Origin of the sequence: Brevundimonas sp. UBA4553 (assembly GCF_002387245.1) — a bacterium.
GTDB lineage: Bacteria > Pseudomonadota > Alphaproteobacteria > Caulobacterales > Caulobacteraceae > Brevundimonas.
Genome location: NZ_DGLD01000019.1, coordinates 437,454 through 459,519, shown reverse-complemented (window position 1 = coordinate 459,519; position 22,066 = coordinate 437,454). Strand labels below are relative to the sequence as shown.

The window sequence follows — 22,066 nt, the reverse complement described above, 5'->3', positions numbered from 1 at the left end:
AATCGGCAGATGATGTCAGAACCAGGCCTTAACCCCAACCACAAAGCTGACCGCTTCGGGATCGGCGTCACGCGCTCGAACATAGTCGGCCGTATCGCCCAGCGAGCGTTTCCACTCGACGCCGACGTAGGGGGCGAGTTCCTTGCGGATTTCATAACGCAGGCGCAACCCAGCCGAGACTGATGTCAGGCCAGCGCCGATCTCCAGCTGAGGCAGGTCGCTGGCCGAAAGGGCGATCTCGATGGCAGGTTGCAGGATCCACTTCTGCGTAATGCGCTGATCGTATTCCGCCTCGGCGCGAGCGGTCAGATCGCCCTCGGTCGATAGGAAGGCGGCGGCGCTCACCTCGAACCAATATGGGGCGACGCCCTGAACTCCGACGGTCAGATGGGTGGTGTCGTCACCGTCAGGACGGAAGTCCTGACGCACTCCGGCCTGCAAGTCCCAGAAGGGAGCGACGGCGCGGCTGTAAAGGGCCTGAACCTCAGCGTCGTGCAGCTTGCCGTCAAAGGCGCCCTCACCCTCGGTCTTCCACCAGAAGCGGTTGATGTCGCCGCCCGTCCAACCCTGGGCGTTCCAGGAATAGCTCTTCTCGCCGTCGCCGAACCCGGCCTCGAGCGCATCGATCATGACGGCGGTCGTGCGCACGTCGCCGTTCTCGACCAGCAGTTGCTTGCGCGAAGCCGCCATGACGGCGGGGTCGAACAGCAGGTCCGCCGCATGGGCGGGCGCAGCGCGGGCGGCGACCGGCGGCGGCATCTCGACCATCCGTCCGCCGACAGCGTCCACGCTGGTCGGGATGTTGGGAACGCCGGCCGTGGTCGACATGTCGTGCCCGGCGTGCGGGTCACCGGCGGGCGTCTGAACAGGAGCCGCCGATGTCCCGCTCATGTTGTGACCAGCGTGCGGGTCCACCACAGCCACGGGGGCCGCGTTCATGGCATGACCGGCATGAGGATCGGCCTGAGCCGGCGCCATGTTGTGACCCGCGTGCGGATCAACGGCGGGCGTCGTCACCGGAGCGGTCTGCATTCCGCTCATGTCATGCCCGGCGTGCAGGTCCGCCGCCGCCGCAGGCGCAGCCGGTCTTGACGCGACGGCGCGCGGCTTGGCAACGGGCCTTGGACGGGCTTGCGACGGGCGGGCGGGCGCGGCTTGAGAGCGGTGGCCTGCGTGCCCCTCGTGGCTCTGGGCGACGGCGGAACCAGCGGCCAATATCAGGGGCAGAACGGCGACGGCGGCGAACAGGGCGCGGCTCATCGGGCGGCTCCTTCCAGCGGACGAACCGTGACGACGTTGAACATCCCCGCGTGCATGTGCATCAGCAGATGACAGTGGAAGGCCCAGTCGCCCGGCGCATTGGCGGTCAGGTCGAAGGTGACCTTGCCCCCCGGCGCCACATTGACCGTGTGCTTCAACGGCTGATGTCCGTCGTGGCCGTTGACCAGCTCGAAGAAGTGCCCATGCAGATGGATCGGGTGGGCCATCATGGTGTCGTTGACCAAGGTCACGCGCACCCGTTCGTTCAGCTCGAACCGGATCGGCTCGACCAGCTCCGAGAACTTGCGTCCGTCGAAGCCCCACATGAAGCGTTCCATATTGCCGGTCAGATGGATTTCCATCGAACGCGACGGGGCGCGGGTGTCCGTGTTCGGCGTCAGCGAGCGCAGGTCGGTATAGACCAGCACGCGGTGATCGACGTCCTGAAGCCCCTGCGGGCGGTCGCCCAGGCGGTTGGCCGGAGCGGGCGCGATGGCGTCCACCCCGACCCCGACGGCCATGTCAGCCGGGGCGTTGTTCGGGTCACGCATGCTCATGGCGCCGTGGTCCATCGGCGCAGCGGCACCTCCATGCGCCGAGTGATCCATCCCGGCCATCGAGCCATGATCCATGCCGCCCATCCCCATGTCCCTCATGGTCAGGTTCGGCATCTGGCGCAGCGGCGGCACCTCGGCGGTCATGCCCAAGCGCGGGGCCAGGGTGGCGCGCCCCATGCCCGAACGGTCGATGGCTTCGGAGACGATGGTGTAGGCACGGTCCTCAAGCGGGCGGACGATGACGTCATAGGTCTCGGCCACCGAGATCTGGAACTCATCCACCTCGACCGGGCGGACGTGCTCGCCGTCGGCCTGAACCACGGTCATGGCCAGACCCGGAATACGGACGTTGAAGATCGACATGGCCGAGGCGTTGATGACGCGCAGACGCACCCGCTCGCCGGGCCTGAACAGACCGGTCCAGTTCTCCTGCGGACCGTGGCCGTTGATCAGATAGGTGTAGGTGGTGCCGTTGACGTCCAGGATGTCGCGCGGGTCCATCCGCATCCCGCCCCACATCCGGCGCTCAGCCAGATCCATGCCGTCCGACCCGTCCAGCAGGCCCGCCAGCGTGGTCTTCTGCATGTTGAAGTAGCCGGGACTCTTCTTCAGCTTGGCCAGAATTTCGTGCGGATGCATGAAGCTCCAGTCCGACAGGACCAGAACATGCTCGCGGTCATAGCCGACCGGATCGACGCCCGCCGGGTCGATGACGATGGGACCATAGTGGCCCATGGCCTCCTGCAGGCCCGAGTGGCTGTGATACCAGTAGGTGCCCGACTGCTTGAGTGGGAACTCATAGACAAAGGTCTCGCGCGGCTTGATTCCGGGGAAGCTGACGCCCGGCACGCCGTCCATCTGGAACGGCAGCAGCAGGCCGTGCCAGTGGATCGAGGTGTCCTCGTCCAGGGTGTTGGTCACCGACAACCGCACGTTCTGGCCCTCGCGCATCCGCAGTAGAGGCGCGGGCAGCAGGCCGTTGACGGTGAAGGCATGGCCGGTGCGGCCGCCGACGGTGAAGCTGCTGTCGCGCACCGTCAGGTCGATGTTCGGCCCCGTCAGCGTCGGCAGATCGGCGCGCAGGCCCGGCGATCCGGTTTGCGCCCAGGCTGGCAGCAGCCCCTGAAGGCTGAAGACGCCGCCGCCCAGGGCCGCGCCGCGCAGCAGCGTTCGACGATCAAGAGCGCTTCTCGCCATGCTCAACTCATCCTTTCGGAAACAACATGGCCGGCTGGATAGACCATCGCGACGGGACGTTGACCTTCCCATGACAGGAAGCTTTAGAGGGGAGAGGCTCTGACGACGAAAGGGTCTGCCAATGTCCACCACCTCCCCCAGAATCCTTGATTTTCCTGTGATCGGAATGACCTGCGCCAGCTGCGTTGGCCGGGTTGAAAGGGCCATCCGCGCCGTGCCCCGCGTCAATGAGGCGCACGTCAATCTGGCGTCCGAGCGAGCGCGCGTCATCATGGACATGAACGGGTCTCCCGCCGAGGTCGCCGCCGCCATCCGCTCCGCTGGCTATGAGCCAATGGAGGAAGAAATGGTCTATCCCGTGCGCGAAATGACCTGCGCCAGCTGCGTCGGTCGCGTAGAGAAAGCCCTGGCCGCCGTGCCCGGCGTACTGAGCGCCAGCGTCAATCTGGCGACTGAGCGCGCCACAGTCCGCTTCCTCTCGGGAGCCGTCGCCTTCCGCGATCTGGCCGCCGCCGTGCAGCAGGCGGGCTATGTGTTGGAGCAGCCGGAACAGACTGGCCTCGACACCGCCGACCGTGAACAGACCGCCCGCGCCGCCGAGATTCGCAACCTGGGCCGGGCCGTCCTGATCGCGGGCGCCGCCACCCTGCCCCTGTTCGTGCTGGAGATGGGCTCGCACTTCGTGCCGGGGATGCATGATTGGCTGGAACAGACCATCGGCACGCAGAACTGGCGGATCATCAGTTTCGTTCTCGCCACCTTTGTTCTGTTCGTCCCGGGGCTGATCTTTTTCCGCAAGGGCGTGCCTGCCCTGCTGCGCCGCGCGCCAGACATGAACTCCCTGGTGGTGCTGGGCGCCAGCGCGGCCTGGGCCTTCTCGACTGTGGCGACCTTCGCCCCCGCCCTGCTGCCGTCCGGTACGGCCAATGTCTATTTCGAAGCCGCCGCCGTCATCGTCACGCTGATTCTGGTCGGACGCTGGATCGAGGCCCGCGCCAAGGGTCAGACCAGCCAGGCCATCCGCCGCCTGATGTCGATGCAGGTCAAGACCGCCCGCGTGGTGCGTGACGGCGTCGAGCAGGACGTCTCGATCGACACCGTTCAGGCCGGCGACATCATCGTCGTCCGTCCCGGCGAGCGCGTCCCCGTCGATGGCGTGGTGACCGAGGGTTCGTCCTGGATCGACGAATCCATGCTGACCGGCGAACCTATCCCGGTCGAAAAAACCACAGGCGCCAAGGTCGTCGGCGGCACCCTGAACACCACGGGCGCCTTCCGCTTCAAGGCGCAACAGGTTGGCGCCGAAACCGTGCTGGCCCAGATCGTCCGGATGGTCGAAACCGCCCAGGGCGCCAAGCTGCCCATCCAGGCCCTGGTGGATCGCATCACCGGCTGGTTCGTGCCCGTGGTCATGGGCGTGGCCGTCCTGACTTTCGCCGTCTGGTATCTGTTCGCACCTGATCCGGCCTTTGGCATGGCCCTGGTCGCCGCCGTGTCGGTGCTGATCATCGCCTGCCCCTGCGCCATGGGTCTGGCCACCCCGACCTCCATCATGGTCGGCGTGGGCCGCGCCGCCGAACTGGGCGTCCTGTTCCGCAAGGGCGAGGCCCTGCAGGCCCTGCAAGGGGTCGAGGTCATCGCCTTCGACAAGACCGGCACGCTGACGGCGGGCCGCCCCGAGCTGACCGACTTGAACGTGGCTGACGGCTTTGCCGAGGATGACGTCCTCGCCCTCGTCGCCGCCGTCGAGGGCCAATCGGAACATCCCGTGGCCCGCGCCCTGGTCGAAGCCGCCGCCGCGCGGGGTCTCAGCGTCGCCCGGCCCGAAGACTTTAACTCCGTGCCCGGCAAGGGGGTAGCGGGCGTCGTGGCGGGCCGCCGCGTCGAGGTCGGCGCCGACCGCTACATGGCCGAGCTGGGCCACGACGTCGCCGTCTTCGCTGACGCCGCCGCTCGTCTTGGCGACGGGGGCAAGACGCCCCTCTATGCCGCCATCGACGGACAGCTGGCCGCCGTCATCGCCGTGGCCGACCCGATCAAGCCGACCACGGCCGCCGCCATTCAGGCCATGCACGGTCTGGGGCTGAAGGTGGCCATGATCACCGGCGACAACCGCCGCACCGCCGAAGCCGTCGCCCGCCTGCTGGGCATCGACGAAGTCCACGCCGAGGTCATGCCGGACGGCAAGGTCGCCGCCATCAATGCGCTCCAGACCGGCGAACGCCGCGTCGCCTTCGTCGGCGACGGGGTCAATGACGCGCCTGCGCTTGCCTCAGCCGATGTCGGTCTGGCGGTCGGCGGTGGCGCCGACGTGGCTATCGAGAGCGCCGACGTGGTCCTGACCGGCGGCGACCTGCGCGACGCGGTCAGCGCCATCGGCCTGTCGCGCGCCACCATGACCAATATCCGCCAGAACCTGGCCTGGGCCTTTGGCTATAACATCATGCTGATCCCGGTTGCAGCGGGCGTCCTGTACCCTGCCTTCGGCTACATGCTGTCGCCCATGCTGGCGGCGGGGGCCATGGCCCTGTCCAGCGTCAGCGTGGTGCTGAACGCCCTGCGCCTGCGCGCCTTCAAACTCCGGATAGAGGGAACGGTCTGATGAATATCGGCAAGGCTTCTCAAGCGACGGGTGTCTCAGCCAAGATGATCCGCTATTACGAGTCCGTCGGCCTGATCCGGCCCTCCGAACGGACTGAAAGCAACTATCGCGACTTCAGCGAACGCGATCTGAACGATCTGCGTTTCATCCGCCGTGCTCGTAGCCTCGGCTTTTCTGTCGAGGAAATCGGCCGCCTCTTATCCTTGTGGCGCGATCACAACCGCCCGAGCCGTGAGGTAAAGGCCTTGGCTGAAAAGCACGTGGCCGACCTCGACGCCCGTATCAAGGAGATGCAGTCGATGGCCGACTCGCTACGTGACCTGTCCCGTTGCTGCGCGGGCGATGATCGCCCCGATTGCCCAATCCTCTCCGACCTTGAGGGCGCAAACCACTAGCAAAAAACCCTGCGAATGGCGCAGCGGCGAGCTACAGACCCGCGTGCAGCAGGCGCAGGGCGACGTTCACGCCGATCGCTCCGAGAAGGCCCACGCTGGCGAACAGTCCCAGCGCCAAAAACCTTCTGAAGTGCCGGTGTAAGAAGTAGAGAATTTCGCCCGCCATCCGCGTCATCCAGTGATTTGCGACCCATATTGGCACAACACTGGATGAACGCAGCAACAAGCGTGCGTGAGCGGCTAGACCAACCGACTTTGCACCAGGGCGGCGCCGATGAAGCTGGCGAACAACGGGTGCGGCTTGAACGGACGGCTCTTCAGTTCCGGGTGGTACTGGACGCCGATGAACCAGGGGTGGTCCGGACGTTCGACCGTTTCCGGCAGGACGCCGTCAGGCGAAAGACCGGCGAAGACCAGTCCGGCCTTCTCCTCGATCGCGTCGCGATAATTGATGTTCACCTCGTAGCGGTGACGGTGGCGCTCGCTGATCTCAGTAGCACCGTATATCTCGGCGATCTTTGATCCCGCCTTCAATGTCGAGTCGTAGGCGCCCAGACGCATGGTGCCGCCCAGGTCGCCGCCCTGCTGGCGAAGGACGCGCTGATTGCCCTGCGTCCACTCTGTCATCAGACCGACAACGGGTTCATCGGCAGGGCCGAACTCGGTCGACGTCGCCTTGGGGAAGCCCGCCAGGTTCCGCGCAGCCTCAATCACCGCCATCTGCATGCCAAAGCAGATGCCGAAGTATGGAATTTTGCGCTCACGGGCGAAACGCGCCGCCTCGATCTTGCCTTCCGCTCCGCGCTCGCCAAAGCCGCCGGGCACCAGCACGGCGTGAGCGCCCTGCAGACGCTGTTCGCACGCTTCGGGGTCGCCTTCGAAAGTGTCGGCCTCGACCCAATCGATGTTGACCTTGACGTTGTTGGCCACGCCGCCGTGATGCAGGGCTTCTATCAGGGACTTATAGGCGTCCTTCAGGACGGTGTACTTGCCGACCACGGCGATGGTGACTTCGCCGTCCGGGTGCAGACGACGCCGTACGATCTCTTGCCACCCCGACAGATCAGGCTGGCGCGCGTCCGTGATGCCAAAGTGAGCCAGGACTTCGCTGTCCAACCCTTCGTGGTGATAGTCCAGCGGGACGGCGTAGATGTCTGCCGAGTCCATCGCCTGGATCACGCCGCTCTCGCGCACGTTGCAGAACTGGCCGATCTTGCGTTTTTCCTCAGCAGGGATCGGTTGTTCGCAGCGGCACAGCAGGATGTCCGGCTGAATGCCGATGGAGCGCAATTCTTTTACCGAGTGCTGCGTCGGCTTGGTCTTCATCTCGCCGGCGGTCTTGATGAACGGCAGCAGGGTCAGGTGAACAAAGCAGGATTGGCCGCGTGGCAGATCCTGGCCCAGCTGGCGGATGGCCTCGAAGAAGGGCAGGCCCTCGATGTCGCCGACCGTGCCGCCGATCTCGACCAGAACGAAGTCCACTTCCTCGCCGTCATCAGTCTTGGCCGGGCTGAGGCAGAACTGTTTGATCTGGTCAGTGACGTGCGGAATCACCTGAACGGTCGCGCCCAGATAATCACCGCGACGTTCCTTCTCCAGGATCGTCGAATAGATTCGACCGGTCGTGACGTTGTCCGATTTGGCGGCTGACACGCCCGTGAACCGCTCATAGTGGCCCAGATCGAGGTCGGTCTCGGCGCCGTCGTCGGTCACAAAGACCTCGCCGTGCTGATAGGGGCTCATCGTCCCCGGATCGACGTTCAGATAAGGGTCCAGCTTGCGCAGGCGGACCTTGTAACCTCGAGCCTGCAAAAGAGCGCCGAGAGCGGCGGAGGCGAGGCCTTTTCCTAGCGAGGAAACCACGCCGCCGGTGATGAACACATAGCGAGCCATGGGCGGACACCTTACTCCATGATTCGCGGCGGGAGCATGGCCCGACGCAAAACAACTGTTGAACAAAAGAAGAAAGCGCGCCCTGCGGCGCGCTTTCCGGGATTTCGTCGCTGTCGGCGGTTTATTGCGCCGGAGCGGGAGCCTGGGTCGAAGCCGCCGGCAGGCTGGCCTCGAGATCATCCAGCGACGGCGCGGCCGGAGCGGCCGGCGTCGGGGTGGCCGGTTCGGCGGGTGCAGCCTGCTCTTCGTTGCCCAGTGCGATGGCGCCAACGGCGTCGGCGTCGATCACCGAACGCGAACCGCGGGCGAAGTTGCCGGCGACCGTCAGGCTGATAGCGCAGATGAAGAAGGCGATCGCCAGGATCGACGTGGCCCGCGTCAGCAGATTGCCTGCGCCGCGCGCGGTCATGAAGCCCGACGGGCCTCCGCCCATGCCCAGGGCGCCGCCCTCGGAGCGTTGCAGCAGGATCACGGCCGTCAGGGCGACCGAGATCAGGATCATGGCGACGAGCAAGATGGTCTGGAGCATGGTGTCAATCATGTGGGCGCGCAGATGCGCCGATCAAGCGGCGGCGTCTAACACCGATGCGGGACCGGGGCAAACGCCGAACGAATAGTGGTCCGAAATCCTCGCCTAGACGGCGCGGATAATGCCCAGGAAATCCTCAGCCTTCAGGGAGGCGCCGCCGACCAGGGCGCCGCCGACCTCGGCCACAGCCAGAATTTCCGCCGCGTTCGATGGCTTGACTGAACCGCCATAGAGGATCGGCGCGACCCGGCCTCCATCCTCGCCCAGCTTGGCGACCATGGCGGCGCGTACAGCGGCGTGGACTTCCTCGATCTGCTCCAGCGTCGGGGTCAAGCCGGTGCCGATTGCCCAGACCGGCTCATAGGCGACCGCAAAAGCCTTGCCCGTCAGGCTTTCCGGCAGCGAACCGGCGACCTGTCGGCTGACGACCTCGACCGCCAGCCCGGCTTCACGCTCAGCCAGGGTCTCGCCAATGCAGATAATGGGTTCCAGACCTGCGGCCAAGGCGGCCTCGACCTTGGCGGCGACATCGGCATCGGTCTCGCCAAATCCGGCACGGCGCTCCGAGTGTCCAAGAATCACCAGGGTCGCCCCGGCGTCGGCCAGCATGGCGCCGGCAACCGAACCCGTAAAAGCGCCAGAGCCTTCAGCGTGGCAGTCCTGCCCCCCGAGCTCCACAGCACTCCCCTCAACCACGCGCGACATCCGCTCGATGAGAGTCGCGGGCGGACACAGGGCCACGCGACACGCCGCAGCCTGTTCCTGCAAGGCTTTCACCATGACTTCGACCTCGCCCAGGCTCGCGCCCAGACCGTTCATTTTCCAGTTGCCGGCGACCAGCTTCACAGATTGTTTCATGCGGCCTGTTTAGGCGCCGTTGTCGCGGAAGCCAAGATGTTGGGTGAGGTGCGCTTGCGGCGCCCTAGGGACTACCCCTATAGGCGAGCGTGGCGCCCCTTTGACGCCGGCCCTCGTCAGGTTCTCTCTCGATGATCACGCTGTTCCGCAACTTCTCCAAGTCGAAATGGGCTGCGGGCCTGTTCGCCTTGATCATCCTCAGCTTCCTGATTGTCGGCGCACAATCAGATGTCTTCTCGAGCTTCGGTCCGAAACACGTCATCGACGCCGGTGAGCGCAGCGTCGGCGGCCCGCAGTTCCGTACGGATTTTGAGCGCGTGCGCGCCAATCTTCAGGAGCAGGCCGGTCGTCCTGTGTCGTTCGAAGACATGGTGAAGGAGAACATCCACACCCAGTTCCTGGAAAGCCAGACGCAGCGCCTGGGCTTCCTCGCCTGGGCTTGGAATGCTGGAATTCGTCCCGGCAAGGAGTTGGTCCTGAAGGAAATCCGCCAGATCCCCGCCTTCTTCAACCAGGTGTCAGGCCAGTTCGACCAGGATCGCTATGAGCAGGCCCTGGCCGCTCAGGGCATGACCTCGGAAATGCTGGAGCAGGATCTGCGTGACCAATATGTCGCGAGCCAGTTCGGCGCCGGCGTCTTCGCCGGCGCGCGCGTGCCGCGCATCTATGGCGCGCTCCTGGCGGGTCAGGCGCTGGAAAGCCGCGATGGTCGCTGGTTCACCGTGACCCAGGCGATGGCCGGTTCGGCGCCCGCGCCGACCGACGCTCAACTCACGGCATTCCTGAACGAGAACGCCGCCCAACTGCGTCGCCCCGAGTTCCGCATGATCTCGATCGTGCTGTTCAACCCCGGCCCCAACAGCCAGCCGACGCCGATTACCGAAGAGCGCATTCGCGAGCGTTTCGAGTTCCGCAAGGCCGCCCTGTCGAATGCGGAAAAGCGCACCTTCGTTACTCTGACCGTACCGAACAAGGCCGCCGCCGACCGTGTGGCCGCCGACCTGCGCGCCGGCAAGACCCCGGCTGAAGTCGCTTCGGCCAACAAGATCGAAGTGAGCAACTACGTCGACACCCCGCAAAGCGCTCTGGGCGACCCCGCCGTCGGCGCTGCTGTCTTCGCCCTGCCCGCCAATCAGGTTTCCAACCCGATTCAGGGTCGACTGGGCTTCACCGTCGCCAAGGTGACCGGCATCGCTGCGGGTGCTCCGGCGACTCTTGAAAGCGTGCGCGACGCCCTGATTCAGGAACTGCGCGCCGAAGACGTCAAGGGCGAGACCTACGCCAAGGTCGAGAAGTACGAGAAGGCTCGTCAGGAAGGGAAAAACCTGGCCGACGCCGCACAATCGGTCGGCGCCCGCCTGGTGCAACTGCCGCCCTTCACCGCTGACGGCCGTCTGCCCGACGGTCAGCCGCTGAATGCTCCGCGCCAGATCTTCGAGTCGGCCTACGCCCTGTCCAAGGGTGGCGAGAGCGATATCATCGACGCTGGTGAAGGTCAGTATTTCGCCGTCCGCGTGGACGATATTCGTCCGGCTTCCCTGCCGACCCTGGCCGAGGTCCGCGCGCCGCTGGCCCAGCAATGGACGCTGCGAGAAAACGCTCGCCGCCTGTCGGCCAAGGCCGAGGAACTGGCGGGTCGCATCCGTGCTGGCGAAGACATCGCCAAGGTGGCGGCGTCGGCCGGCGCTCAACTGACCACCCGCACCGCCGTCCAGCAGAGCCAGGCCAGCCAGACCGAACTCGGCGAAGGCGTCCTTCGTGGCCTGTTCGGCCAGGGCAAGGGCCAGGTCTTTACAGGCGCGCAGTCGGAAAACAGCTTCGTGGTCGGCCATGTCGACGCCATCCACGCTGCCGTCCCCGCTCTCGCCGCGCCGCTGGTGGAACAGGTCCGTCCGCGCCTGACGCAAGCCCTGGCCAACGCCATGGTCGAGCAGAGCTTCGCTGCCGCCGCCGCACGAGTGAAGGCGAAGAATGACCCGGCCGCCGCGCTGGTCGCTCTGGGCATCGAAGCGCCGGCCGCCGCTCCGGCGGCTCCGGCCCCCGCGCCCGCCAAGAAATGAGCGCAGGCGTCGAACATCAGGCTGAACGCGACGCGTTTATCTCTGGCCTGATGACAGGCCGCCCCCAGGTCGTCGTTCGCCGCTTGATCGACGACCTGGAGACACCCGTCTCGGCCTTTCTCAAGGTCGGGCACGGGCGTCCCTACGCCAGCCTCTTCGAGTCGGTCGAGGGCGGCGCCGTCAACGGTCGCTACTCTTTCGTGACCCTGGCGCCGGATGTGGTCTGGCGCTGCCGCGACGGTCATGCCGAAATGGCGCGCGGCGATGCGGTTTTGGCCGATCGCTTTACCGCCGAAGACCGCCCGGCGCTGGAGTCCCTGCGCGCCCTGATCGCCGCCACCCGGTTCGACCTGCCCGACGATCTGCCGCCCATGTCCGCCGGTCTGTTTGGCGTCTTCGGATACGACATGGTGCGCCTGCTGGAGCCGCTTGGCCCAGCAAACCCTGACCCGCTGAACCTGCCCGACGCCGTCATGGCGCGCCCGTCGCTGGTCGCCATCTTCGATTCGGTGAAGCACGAGATCGTTCTGATCGCCGCCGCCTATCCCGACAGCGGTGCTGATGCGGACACGGCCTACAGGGCGGCTATCGCCCGCCTCGACGACTTCGAAGACCGCCTGCGTGGCCCCCTGCCGATCCAGCGCGAAGCCGAACCGGTCCCGGCGCCCGACTTCCACTCACCCGTCGACGCCGCTGGATTCGACGCCATGGTGGCCAAGGCCAAGGACTACATCGCCGCCGGCGACATCTTCCAGGTCGTGCTGGCGCACCGCTTCTCGGCGCCGTGGGATCAGGACCCGTTCGCCTTCTATCGCTCGCTGCGTCGCGGCAACCCGTCGCCCTATCTCTTCTTCCTCGACTACGTCGACTTCCAGCTGGCCGGGTCCAGCCCGGAAATCCTGGTCCGGTTGAAGGACGGTCGCGTCACCATCCGACCGCTGGCCGGCACTCGCCCGCGCGGCGCTACGCCGGAACTGGACAAGGCGCTCGAAGCCGAGCTTCTGGCCGATCCCAAGGAACGCGCCGAACACTTGATGCTGCTCGATCTGGGGCGCAACGACGTGGGTCGGGTTTCATCTCCGGGTTCGGTCGAGGTGACGGAAAGCTTCGTCGTCGAACGCTACAGCCAGGTCATGCACATCGTCTCCAACGTGCATGGCGCCGCCGATCCCAAACTGGACGCGGTGGACACGCTTCTGGCCGCCCTGCCCGCCGGCACCCTGTCCGGAGCGCCGAAGGTCCGCGCCATGGAGATCATCGACGAACTGGAAACCGAGAAGCGCGGCGTCGGCTATGGCGGCGGCGTAGGCTACATCTCGGCCAACGGCGAAGCGGACATCTGCATCGTCCTGCGCACCGCCATGTTCGCCAAGGACAAGATCTTCGTTCAGGCCGGCGCCGGCGTCGTCGCCGATAGCGATCCTGTGGCTGAATACGCCGAGACCCTGGCCAAGGCCCGCGCTCCGATGAAGGCGGCCGAGGACTCGTGGCGTTTCAACGCAACGACTCGCGGCCAAAACGCCGCGAACCTGGGCGCCGACGGCAAGATCTAAGGATTGGAAACCGTGGAGCCCTGGTCGAACGATACGCCGGGGCCCACGACCATGGTCCCCGCCAGCATCACCGCCGCCGTCGCGGCGAAGGCCGCCGCCGCCAGCAGCCGCAGCGGCTTGGGTTGTTCTGTGGCCGGCTCGTCGAGCAGGGCCTGGGCGTCGCGTATGGCTTCTAAGCGGGTCAAGACGGATTTCTTCCGATGGCGATGCTCCTGTATCGCGCGGACAGCTTAACGTCCGCTTTCAGTCCGCCTTTGCTTGGCGCGTCGTCCCTCCCGTCCTAAGAACCCTGACATGATCCTCGTCGTCGATAACTACGACAGCTTTACCTACAACCTCGTCCACTACCTCGCGGAGTTGGGCGCCCAGACGCATGTCGTCCGCAACGACGACCTGACGGTGGAAGAAGCCTGGGCGCTGAAGCCCGAGGCCGTGTTGCTGTCGCCCGGTCCCTGCGATCCCGATCAGGCCGGCATCTGTCTGCAGCTGATCACAACCGCGCCGCTGGACATGCCGATCTTCGGCGTCTGCCTGGGCCATCAGGCCATCGGTCAGGCCTTTGGCGGCGAGGTGATCCGCGCCAAGACCCTGATGCACGGCAAGACCTCGCCGATCCTGCATGAGGGCCGCAGCGTCTTCGCCGGCCTGCCCTCGCCCTTCACCGCCACGCGCTATCACTCGCTGGCCGTGCGTCGCGAGACCCTGCCGGATGAACTGGAGGTCACCGCCTGGACCGCTGACGGCGAGATCATGGGTCTGGCCCACCGCACCCGGCCGATCCACGGCGTGCAATTCCATCCGGAATCCATCGCCACCGAGCACGGCCACGACATGATCGCCAACTTCCTCGATCTGGCGGGCGTCAAGCGACTGGCGACGGTCTGAGGCCATGGACGGTTTCAAGCCTCTGCTGGGCAAGCTGGTGGACGGGCGCGTTCTGACGCCGGACGAAGCCCACGCCTTCTTCTCCGCCTGCCTGCGCGGCGAACCGACCCCGTCACAGGTCGCCGCCGCCGTAACCGCCCTGCGCATCCGTGGCGAGACGGTGGACGAGATCGTCGCCTTCGCCACCGCCATGCGCGACGCCGCCCTGTCGCTGGACCACCCCTTCGACGAGGTGATCGACACCTGCGGCACCGGCGGCGACGGCCAGCACACCTATAACGTCTCGACGGCGGCCGCCTTCGTTCTGGCAGGCGCGGGGCTGAAGGTCGCCAAGCACGGCAACCGCGCTATCAGCTCCAAATCCGGCTCCTCCGACGTCCTGGCCGCGCTCGGCGTCAACCTCGACGCCACCATCCCGCAACAGGCCCGCGCTCTGGATCAGGCCGGCATCGCCTTCCTGTTCGCCCCGACCTATCACGGGGCCATGCGCCACGTCGGGCCGGTGCGGGCAGAGATCGGTTTCCGTACGGTTTTCAATCTTCTCGGTCCGCTTTGTAATCCGGCGCATGCAAACCGTCAGGTCATGGGCGTCTATGATCCCGCCCTGCTGGAGCCTCTGGTCGAGGTCCTGGGCCGTCTCGGCGCGCGGCGCGCCTGGACCGTCCACGGTCAGGGTCTGGACGAACTGACCACCACAGGTTCGACCGAGGTGGCCGAGTGGAAGGACGGCTCCGTTCGCCGCTTCACTATCACCCCCGCCGACGCCGGACTGCCGCTGGCGACGCTGGACGACCTGCGCGGCGGCGACGCTGAATACAACGCAGCCGCGCTAACCGCCCTGCTGGCGGGCGAATCCGGTCCCTATCGCGACATCGTCGTGCTGAACGCCGCCGCCGCCCTGGTCGTGGCCGACCGCGCCGCTAATCTGCGTGAAGGCGCCGAACTGGCCGCCGCCGTCATCGACGACGGTCGCGCCGCCCGCGCGCTAGAGACCCTGGTGCGCGTCACCAACACCCCTATCGACCCCGAGGCCGCATGACCGACGTTCTGGCGAAGATCGCCGCCTACAAGCGCGACGACGTGGCCGCCCGCAAGCTTGCGACCTCTCAGGGCGCCATCGAGGCCCTCGCCGCGCAGGCCTCGGCCCCGCGCGGCTTCCGCGCCGCTCTGGAACGGGTCGCCGAGGAAACCGGCCGCCCCGCCCTGATCGCCGAGATCAAGAAGGCCAGTCCGTCCAAGGGCCTGATCCGCGCCGACTTTGATCCGCCCGCGCTCGCCAGGGCCTATGAGCGCGGCGGCGCCACCTGCCTGTCCGTCCTGACCGACGGCCCCAGCTTCCAGGGCGACGACGCCTTCCTGGCCGCCGCCCGCGACGCGGTCGCCCTGCCCTGCCTGCGCAAGGATTTCCTGGTCGATCCCTGGCAGGTGGCCGAGAGCCGCGCCCTGGGCGCCGACTGCATCCTCATCATCCTCGCCATGATCGACAACGCCCTGGCCGCCGACCTGCTGGCCGAGGCCGAACGCTTCGGCATGGACGCCCTGATCGAGACCCACGACGAGGCCGAGATGGCCCGCGCCTGCGCGCTGGGGGGTGATCTGGTCGGCGTCAACAACCGCAGCCTTCGCACCTTCGAGGTCGACCTCGACGCCACCGAGCGCCTGTCCATGCTCAGCCCGGTCAAGGCCCTGCTGGTGGCCGAAAGCGGCATCTTCACGCCTGACGACGTCCAGCGCGTAGCCGACTCCCACGCCCAGGCCATCCTCGTCGGCGAAAGCTTGATGCGTCAGGACGATGTGGAAGCGGCGACGAGGGCGTTGCTGCGCTAAGGCGTAGGCGTTGTCAGCCCACAAGCTTCGTGGTTCCAGACGATATGGTCGTGACACGCATGAGAATGCACACCGGGCCGTCATCCTCCAATGGCCCGAGCCTGAATTGCCAACGCCGTCGTTAAGTTGACATTAGGCAAGAACACTTACAGAACATTCTCAACGGTTCACGCCTTGTTCTGGAAGCCTTGCGCCCATGCTCACCAAGAAGCAGCACGAACTCCTGATGTTCATTCACGAACGGATTCAGGAAACGGGCGTCTCGCCCTCCTTCGACGAGATGAAGGAGGCGCTGGATCTGGCGTCCAAGTCGGGCATCCACCGCCTGATCACGGCGCTGGAGGAACGCGGCTTCATCCGCCGTCTGGCCCACCGCGCCCGCGCACTGGAAGTCGTCAAGCTGCCGGAACAGGCGACCGCAGGCGCGCCGCGCGGCCATGCGGGCTTCAAGCCCGGCGTGATCGAGGGCGGCGGTCGTGCCAAGGCGGCTGAACCCGCCAATGACACTCGCGAACTGGCCTTGATGGGCAAGATCGCGGCCGGCACGCCCATCGACGCCATCGAGCATGAAACCGCCCGCTATCCGGTGCCGGAAACCATGCTGGGCGCGGGCGAACACTATCTGCTCGAGATCGAGGGCGACTCGATGATCGAGGCGGGCATCCTCAACGGCGACATGGTCATTATCAAATCGACCGCCGACGCCTCGTCCGGCGAGATCGTGGTGGCCTTGGTCGAAGGCGAGCAGGCCACGTTGAAGCGCCTGCGCAAGAAGGGGGCCTCGATCGCGCTGGAGCCCGCCAACCGTAACTACGAGACCAAGATCTACGGCTCGGATCAGGTCGCGGTTCAGGGCAAGCTTGTCGGCCTTATCCGCCGCTATCACTGAAGTCGGGATCGGCCTGACGTGTCCAGGGCCTCTGTCCCCGCACGTCGGCCGCCCACACCGCCCTCCAACTCGCGCCCACGCGCCACAGCTCCACCGAGCCGCCGCGCGCGAAATCCATGCCGTCCAGCACCAGCCGCCCCCCGCATGACAACGGCAAGGACGCCAGCTCGGCGCGGCTGCTGACGACCTCTGCCGAACGGCACATCGCGTCCACCTGATCCGCCGTCGGCGCCTTCTTGCCCCACCACAGTGCGACCGGCCCGGCCTCGCTGGTTGCCGGTGCGCAGAATGACCGCTTGCAGGTCCAGCCCTCGTCCGGCCTCGGCGTCAGTGCCAGTCCCCGACGCCGCGACCACAGATCCGCCGCGAACTGCCGCACGCCGGGCCTGGCCACGATCGCCGCTTCATCCTGACGCCATGCTGCATTGGTCCCGCCGTCGCCGATCCAGATGTCGGGCGCTGCTGGCCTCGGCCAGATCAACACCGCCGCCGCCAGCGGCAGCCCCAGCCACCGCAACCGCCCGCGCCACAGGCAGATGAACAGGATGCCGAGGAAGGCGACCGGTAAGGCCGCCGCCGGCGCGCTGGCGATGGTCCGCACCGCGCCCGGCAGCCCCGCCGTCCAGTGGCCGATGACCAGCATCAGATCGACGCCCTTCCCCGCCAGCCACAGGAAGGGCGCGCCCAACCCCAACGGCTCCAGCGCTGCGCCCAGCGCCAAGGCCGGCATCAGAATGAAGTCCGCGACCGGCGCCGTCCCCAGATTGGCGACCAGTCCATACATGGCGGTCCGATTGAAATGCTGCATCGCGAACGGCCCCGTCGCCATGCCCGCCACCAGACTGGCGGTGCAGGCGGCCAACAGCCAGCTGCCCAGCCTTTGCGCCGCCACGATGGGCCAGGGCGCGGCGATCTCCTTGATCCGGCGCGGCCAGACCGCGACCAGGGCCACCAGCGCCGCCGTCGCGGCGAACGACATCTGGAACCCCGGCGTGACGATGGCCTCGGGCTGAAGCAGCAGGACAGCGAAGGCCGCCACCGCCAAGGCATGCATGGTCACGGCTTGCCGATCCAGCAGGATGGCGACGAAGGCGATGGAGGCGGTGATGGCCGCCCGCTCGGCCGGCGGCGGCGCGCCTGAAACCACCAGATAGGTCCCGACCGCGATCAGACCCGCGACCGCCGCCACCTTTTTGCCCGACACCCTCAGCGCCAGCCATGGCCAGGCGGCGACGCCCAACCGCACGGCGAAGAAGACGAAACCGCCGACGATGGCCATGTGCAAGCCCGAGATCGACAGGATATGCGCCAGCCCGGAATCGCGCATGGCGTCCAGATCCTCGCGCCCTATCCAAGTCTCGTGCCCCGTGGTCATGGCGGCGGCGATCCCGCCCGTCCGCTCGCCCAGCCGCGCCACGATCCGCTGCGCCAGAGCATAGCGCACGGCGTTGATCTTCATCGCCATACGCACCCGCCACGGCGGCTCAGACAGAGCGGAGGGCCGCGTCTCGCCCAGCGAAAACAACGTCCCGCCCATACCTTGAAAATAGGCGTTGCGGCCAAAGTCATAGGCCCCCGGGCTGGCCGGCGCCGGCGGCGGATTCAGAATGCCGTAGAGCCGCACGGCTTCGCCCGGCGCCGGCGGCTCGCCCCGTACCGTGGCCCGCAACCTCACCGGCGTCGTCTCGGGCGCAAGACCCCTGATCCGTACCGGAGCCACGACAATCCGCGCGCCGCGCTCTCCGGGACTGTCGACGTCCATGACCCAGGCCTCGATCACGGTCGGCTCGGCCAAGGACGGCGCGACCGGCCCGCCGACCGCCTCCGTCCTCAGCTTGGCGACCGCCGCACCGCCGCTCAGACAGGCCAGCATCAAGAGGATCAGGGTCCACCGCCTCGCCAGCCCAAGCCGCCGCGCGGCAAGCCAGGCTCCGCCAGTCACCACGGCCGCGACCATCAATGGCCACATCAGGGGTTCGGTCTTCAGGGCGAAGTAGATTGCGCAACCGCCGCCGAAGAAGACCGGCGACCACAGGGGCCAGCGATCGGTCTGATCCGCGACTTCAGTCCGGACACACTCAATAAGCCGCAAGCCAAGGCTTCGCTTTGCCGCGCGCGAGCGTATAAGGGCCTCCGCAACGGACCCTTCCTGAATGACCTCCCCCTCCTCGACTGTCGTCACCCGCTTCGCCCCCTCGCCTACAGGCTACCTGCATATTGGCGGCGCGAGAACTGCGTTATTCAATTGGCTGTACGCCAAGAGCCGGGGAGGAAAATTCCTGATCCGCGTCGAGGATACCGACCGCGAGCGCTCCACCGACGAGGCCGTGCAGGCCATCTTCGAAGGCCTGTCTTGGCTGGAGCTGTTCGGCGACGAAGAGCCCGTCTTCCAGTTTGCACGCGCAGAGCGCCACCGCGAGGTCGCCGACCTGCTGCTGGCCTCCGGCCACGCCTATCGCGACTTCCTGACCGCTGACGAGACCAACGCACTGCGTGATCAGGCCAAGGCAGAGGGCCGGGACTTCGTTTCTCCATGGCGTGATCGCGAACCCACCGTCGATGACCTGGCCAAACCCTCGACCATTCGCTTCCGCCGCCCCCTGGATCAGGCCGTGACCGTCGATGACGCCGTGCAAGGGAGCGTGCGCTGGGAGTCTTCGTCGCTCGACGATCTTGTCATCGTCCGCTCGGACGGCGCTCCGACCTACAACCTGGCCGTCGTGGTGGACGACCACGACATGGGCGTGACCCACGTCATTCGCGGCGACGATCACCTGAACAACGCCGCCCGCCAGAGCCTGATCTATGACGCCCTTGGCTGGACCCGGCCGACATTCGCCCACATCCCGCTGATTCACGGTCCCGACGGTGCGAAGCTCAGCAAGCGCCACGGCGCCCAGGCCGTGCATGAATACGCCGCCATGGGTTATCTGCCCGAGGCGATGCGCAACTATCTGGCGCGGCTCGGCTGGGCGCACGGCGACCACGAACTGTTCAGCGACGAGCAGGCCCTCGAATGGTTCGACCTGCCGGGCATCGGCAAGGCGCCCGCCCGTCTCGACTTCGACAAGCTGGCCCACGTCAACGCCCACTGGCTTCGCATGGCCGAGGACGACCGCCTGGCAAAGCTGACCCTGGACGCCCATCTGGCCGCCGGGCGCGTCCTTCAACCCGACGACGAGGCCCGCCTGTTGCGCGCCATGCCCTTCGTCAAGGATCGGGCCAAGACCATCGTGGAACTGGCCGCTCAGACCGAGTTTGTCCTGAAGGCGCGCCCGCTCGCCTTGGACGAGAAAACCCGTGGTTTGTTGAGCGACGAAGGCGGCGAGCGAATTTCACGACTCCGTGAACGGCTCCGGCTTTTCCAGAGCTGGGATGTTTTCGCCCTTGAGGCGGAGCTTAAGGCGTTTGCCGAAGAAGAAGGCGTAGGCTTCGGAAAAATAGGGCCTTCCATGCGAGGCGCTCTGACAGGCGGATCGGTGTCGCCTGACATTGCGAGAATTCTTGCCGCCCTCGGACGCGACGAAGGTCTCGGGCGCTTGGATGATGCGCTGCAACAGACTAAGTGAACACCCATAACCATGCAGGCTGGACGCCTCCCCGCGCCCGGCTCGAAGAAAAATAAGGGGCCTAGATGACTGAACAAGCGAAACCCGCCGGCACGGCGACCTTCACCTACGGCGACAAGAACGTCGAACTTCCTGTCCTCGCGGGCTCCACCGGACCGGACGTCATCGACATCCGCAAGCTGTACGGCGCGACCGGCGCCTTCACCTTCGACCCCGGCTTCACCTCGACGGCGGCCTGCGAAAGCGCCCTGACCTTCATCGATGGCGATGAAGGCGTTCTGCTGCACCGCGGCTATCCCATCGACCAGTTGGCCTCGAAGTCCAACTTCGTGGAAGTCTGCCACCTGCTGCTGCACGGCGAACTGCCGACCGCTGTGCAATACGAGAAGTTCGAAAACAGCATCACCATGCACACCATGTTGCATGCGCAGTTTGATCGCTTCTTCGAAGGCTTCCGTCGCGACGCCCACCCCATGTCGATCATGGTTGGCACCGTCGGCGCCCTGTCGGCCTTCTATCACGACAGCCTGGACATCCATGATCCGGTGCAGCGCGACATCTCGGCCATTCGCCTGATCGCCAAGATGCCGACCATCGCGGCGCGCGCCTACAAATACCACATCGGCCAGCCCTTCATTTCGCCGCGTAACGACCTGTCGTACGCCGAGAACTTCCTGCGCATGTGCTTCGCCGTTCCGGCCGAGGACTATGTGGTCGATCCGGCCCTGGTGCGCGCCATGGACCGCATCTTCACCCTGCACGCTGACCACGAGCAGAACGCCTCGACCTCGACCGTCCGTCTGGCCGGTTCGTCGGGCGCCAACCCGTTCGCCTGTATCGCCGCCGGCATCGCCTGCCTGTGGGGCCCGTCGCACGGCGGCGCCAACGAAGAAGCGCTGAACATGCTCAAGGAAATCGGTACGCCGGACCGTATTCCCGAGTTCATCCAGGGCGTTAAGGACAAGCGCTACAAGCTGATGGGCTTCGGCCACCGCGTGTACAAGAACTACGATCCGCGCGCCAAGGTCATGCAGCAATCGGCCTACGAAGTGCTGGCCGCCACGGGTCGCGAGAACGATCCGCTGTTCCAGGTCGCCAAGGAACTGGAGAAGGTCGCCCTGTCGGACGAGTACTTCACCTCGCGCAAGCTGTTCCCGAACGTCGACTTCTACTCGGGCATCACCCTGTCGGCGATGGGCTTCCCCACCACCATGTTCACCGTCCTGTTCGCCCTGGCCCGCACCGTCGGCTGGATCTCGCAGTGGCAGGAAATGATGGCCGATCCCTCGCAGAAGATCGGTCGCCCGCGCCAGCTCTACACCGGCCCGACGCAACGCGACTATGTGCCGATCGAACAACGCGGCTAAGGCCGTGTCGGGTCGAGAAGACTTTGTCTCCTGACCACGGCCAAGCAAAAATGAAAGAACGCCGGGGCGAAAGCTCCGGCGTTTTTTGTTTCTCTCGCGCCGCTGAAGCGGCTGCGCCATGCTAGGAAGCGGTCATGAGCAACCATAACGACGACGCCCCGGCCGCCGAGACGCCCGCCCAGCGCGCGCTCCGCCTGAAACAGGCGGCCCTGAAGGCGCGCTCCGGCCCGCCCCAGAAGGGCGGCCTCCAACGCGACAAGTCGATCACGGTGAAGTCCGGCGCCAACAAGCCCTGGATGACGCGCTAACGAGCCGCCCTAGATGTCCGCTACGGGTGGGAAGCGGACGCTGGGAGCCGCCTCTCATGACTTAGACCGGAACCGGCGGCCCACTCCGTGCTCGTGTGGAACAAGGTCTGAGACTAGAAAAGCCATGCGGTAACGGCGAGCGCTCGTCCCACCGCAATGCCAAAAGCCGTCAGCGCTATAGCCGCACATATGCCCATGAGCGTGAGCTCGCCGCGATTTCTGCGCTTCAGGAACCGAGTAATCCTAGATTGCATGGAAAGGCTTCTATCAGACACATAGCGCCGGGGCCAAACCACGTCTGTGTCGCCAGCGTATGT

General features: G+C 66.2%; 19 protein-coding genes. 11 read left to right on the top strand and 8 right to left on the bottom strand.

Annotated features, from left to right (window positions below):
• Positions 1 to 15: 15 nt before the first annotated feature.
• Entirely contained in the window at positions 16 to 1,260 is a 1,245-nt protein-coding gene (locus B4A39_RS14660) for a copper resistance protein B (RefSeq protein WP_292037297.1), read from the bottom strand.
• Complete coding sequence (locus B4A39_RS14655) at positions 1,257 to 3,014, bottom strand: copper resistance system multicopper oxidase (RefSeq protein ID WP_292037296.1); 1,758 nt, start codon at positions 3,012 to 3,014, stop codon at positions 1,257 to 1,259. The genes B4A39_RS14660 and B4A39_RS14655 overlap by 4 nt, the downstream gene beginning before the upstream one ends.
• A gap of 121 nt (positions 3,015 to 3,135) precedes the next feature.
• Between B4A39_RS14655 and B4A39_RS14650 the strand changes: the two genes are divergently transcribed.
• Both B4A39_RS14650 and cueR read left to right on the top strand, forming a co-directional pair.
• A complete protein-coding gene (locus B4A39_RS14650; RefSeq protein WP_292037295.1) occupies positions 3,136 to 5,616 on the top strand; it encodes a heavy metal translocating P-type ATPase in 2,481 nt (826 codons plus the stop codon).
• Positions 5,616 to 6,011 (top strand): Cu(I)-responsive transcriptional regulator, encoded by a 396-nt coding sequence (gene cueR, locus B4A39_RS14645; protein ID WP_292037294.1) that lies wholly within the window; start codon positions 5,616 to 5,618, stop codon positions 6,009 to 6,011. Before B4A39_RS14650 ends, cueR begins: the two co-directional genes overlap by 1 nt.
• A gap of 31 nt (positions 6,012 to 6,042) precedes the next feature.
• On the opposite strand, the gene B4A39_RS14640 is transcribed toward cueR, so the two are convergent.
• The 4 genes from B4A39_RS14640 to tpiA all read right to left on the bottom strand — a co-directional run bounded on the left by B4A39_RS14640 (position 6,043) and on the right by tpiA (position 9,291).
• The gene (locus B4A39_RS14640) at positions 6,043 to 6,177 is read right to left on the bottom strand and encodes a hypothetical protein (RefSeq protein ID WP_292037293.1); all 135 of its coding nucleotides are present in this window, start codon (positions 6,175 to 6,177) and stop codon (positions 6,043 to 6,045) included.
• A 74-nt stretch (positions 6,178 to 6,251) separates the two neighbouring features.
• Complete coding sequence (locus tag B4A39_RS14635) at positions 6,252 to 7,904, bottom strand: CTP synthase (RefSeq protein WP_292037292.1); 1,653 nt, start codon at positions 7,902 to 7,904, stop codon at positions 6,252 to 6,254.
• Between the two features lie 121 nt (positions 7,905 to 8,025).
• Positions 8,026 to 8,433, bottom strand: a complete 408-nt coding sequence (gene secG, locus B4A39_RS14630) for a preprotein translocase subunit SecG (RefSeq protein WP_292037291.1) — start codon at positions 8,431 to 8,433, stop codon at positions 8,026 to 8,028.
• A gap of 105 nt (positions 8,434 to 8,538) precedes the next feature.
• Positions 8,539 to 9,291 (bottom strand): triose-phosphate isomerase, encoded by a 753-nt coding sequence (gene tpiA, locus B4A39_RS14625; RefSeq protein WP_292037290.1) that lies wholly within the window; start codon positions 9,289 to 9,291, stop codon positions 8,539 to 8,541.
• A gap of 131 nt (positions 9,292 to 9,422) precedes the next feature.
• Here tpiA and B4A39_RS14620 point away from each other — a divergent pair, with 131 nt between their 5' ends.
• Positions 9,423 to 11,351 (top strand): peptidylprolyl isomerase, encoded by a 1,929-nt coding sequence (locus tag B4A39_RS14620; RefSeq protein WP_292037289.1) that lies wholly within the window; start codon positions 9,423 to 9,425, stop codon positions 11,349 to 11,351.
• Positions 11,348 to 12,904: an anthranilate synthase component I gene (gene trpE, locus B4A39_RS14615; protein WP_292037288.1), complete on the top strand. Its 1,557-nt coding sequence runs from the start codon at positions 11,348 to 11,350 to the stop codon at positions 12,902 to 12,904. Before B4A39_RS14620 ends, trpE begins: the two co-directional genes overlap by 4 nt.
• Here trpE and B4A39_RS14610 read toward each other — a convergent pair.
• Positions 12,901 to 13,089 carry a hypothetical protein gene (locus tag B4A39_RS14610; protein WP_114817024.1) on the bottom strand — a complete coding sequence of 63 codons (189 nt, stop codon included), beginning with the start codon at positions 13,087 to 13,089 and terminating at the stop codon, positions 12,901 to 12,903. The two genes, trpE and B4A39_RS14610, sit on opposite strands and share 4 nt — an antisense overlap.
• A 109-nt stretch (positions 13,090 to 13,198) precedes the next feature.
• Here B4A39_RS14610 and B4A39_RS14605 point away from each other — a divergent pair, with 109 nt between their 5' ends.
• The 4 genes from B4A39_RS14605 (at position 13,199) to lexA (ending at position 16,505) form a co-directional block, all read left to right on the top strand.
• Complete coding sequence (locus tag B4A39_RS14605) at positions 13,199 to 13,789, top strand: anthranilate synthase component II (RefSeq protein WP_292037287.1); 591 nt, start codon at positions 13,199 to 13,201, stop codon at positions 13,787 to 13,789.
• A 4-nt stretch (positions 13,790 to 13,793) separates the two neighbouring features.
• A complete protein-coding gene (trpD, locus tag B4A39_RS14600; protein WP_292037286.1) occupies positions 13,794 to 14,828 on the top strand; it encodes an anthranilate phosphoribosyltransferase in 1,035 nt (344 codons plus the stop codon).
• Positions 14,825 to 15,616: an indole-3-glycerol phosphate synthase TrpC gene (gene trpC, locus B4A39_RS14595; protein WP_292037285.1), complete on the top strand. Its 792-nt coding sequence runs from the start codon at positions 14,825 to 14,827 to the stop codon at positions 15,614 to 15,616. The genes trpD and trpC overlap by 4 nt, the downstream gene beginning before the upstream one ends.
• Positions 15,617 to 15,812: 196 nt before the next feature.
• Positions 15,813 to 16,505, top strand: coding sequence for a transcriptional repressor LexA (gene lexA / locus B4A39_RS14590; protein WP_292037284.1), 693 nt, complete (start codon positions 15,813 to 15,815; stop codon positions 16,503 to 16,505).
• Here the strand turns inward: lexA and B4A39_RS14585 are convergent.
• A complete protein-coding gene (locus B4A39_RS14585; RefSeq protein ID WP_292037283.1) occupies positions 16,486 to 18,597 on the bottom strand; it encodes a ComEC/Rec2 family competence protein in 2,112 nt (703 codons plus the stop codon). The genes lexA and B4A39_RS14585 overlap by 20 nt on opposite strands.
• A 61-nt stretch (positions 18,598 to 18,658) precedes the next feature.
• On the opposite strand from B4A39_RS14585, the gene gltX reads away from it, so the two are divergent.
• The 3 genes from gltX (at position 18,659) to B4A39_RS14570 (ending at position 21,749) form a co-directional block, all read left to right on the top strand.
• Complete coding sequence (gene gltX / locus B4A39_RS14580; RefSeq protein WP_292037282.1) at positions 18,659 to 20,074, top strand: glutamate--tRNA ligase; 1,416 nt, start codon at positions 18,659 to 18,661, stop codon at positions 20,072 to 20,074.
• A 65-nt stretch (positions 20,075 to 20,139) separates the two neighbouring features.
• A complete protein-coding gene (gltA, locus tag B4A39_RS14575) occupies positions 20,140 to 21,441 on the top strand; it encodes a citrate synthase (RefSeq protein WP_292037281.1) in 1,302 nt (433 codons plus the stop codon).
• 134 nt (positions 21,442 to 21,575) lie between these two features.
• On the top strand, positions 21,576 to 21,749 hold the full coding sequence (locus B4A39_RS14570) for a hypothetical protein (protein ID WP_292037280.1): 174 nt from the start codon (positions 21,576 to 21,578) through the stop codon (positions 21,747 to 21,749).
• Positions 21,750 to 22,066 lie beyond the last annotated feature (317 nt).